The organism is Pedobacter miscanthi, assembly GCF_032678605.1.
Taxonomy (GTDB): Bacteria; Bacteroidota; Bacteroidia; order Sphingobacteriales; family Sphingobacteriaceae; genus Pedobacter; species Pedobacter miscanthi_A.
Map to the genome: position 1 here is coordinate 1 of NZ_JAVTSU010000068.1, position 713 is coordinate 713.

The following is a 713-nucleotide window of genomic DNA, read 5'->3' on the forward strand; positions in this document are numbered from 1 at the left end:
TTGAATGATTTAAATCCCGACTGTTCGACTTTCTCGTTCCACTTTGCAAGCCTTGCAAAGCCATATAGCTTATCGCCTGTGTTGTTGAATATCCAGGATAGCTCCTGGCTGATCCTGTAGGCGTTTTCAATTTCGGGATATCTCTCAAATAATATTCCTCCTCTCTGTTGTTGATCCTCAGACCATTTGCCTTCACTTTTATATAGCAGGTAGCGGCTTCTAGCTAATAATTGTTTGACCGTATCTCCGTTGGGAAGTATCTCCGGATCATATTTTTTCTTGGAGTGCTTGGCCTTTTCTATCAGCTCATTTTCTTCATCTATTGCATCCCATCGATACTTTATCCTGATTTCCTGAAGTGCTTCGGTTGCCAGTTGCTGTACATGGAACCTATCGATTACCTGCACCGCATTTGGGAAACATTTCTTCGCTATTAGTCCCATATTGCCAGCAAGGTCCAGGGTTATCTCTTCAACCTTATTACGGAGCCTTAAAGGGATCTTCTCCAGTATGGAAATGATATTTTCAGCCTTTGTACCCTTCATAATAGCGACTATGGTACCCTTTTTGCCCTTTGCATGCTTACTGCTCACTACGGTATAGAGTTCTCCCTGTGAAAACGAGGTCTCATCAATGGAAAGCTGGGTACTGATATTTTCTGGAAAAATAAGCCCCTGGGATGCGTTGTCCCTGTGCGCCCAATCTTGATAACC

The 713-nt window shown here is 43.2% G+C and carries 1 protein-coding gene; it reads right to left on the reverse strand.

The annotated features are described in order from the left end of the window. Positions 1-713: transposase (locus tag R2R28_RS29100; RefSeq protein ID WP_316829172.1), on the reverse strand; the 713-nt coding region annotated here is incomplete at both ends.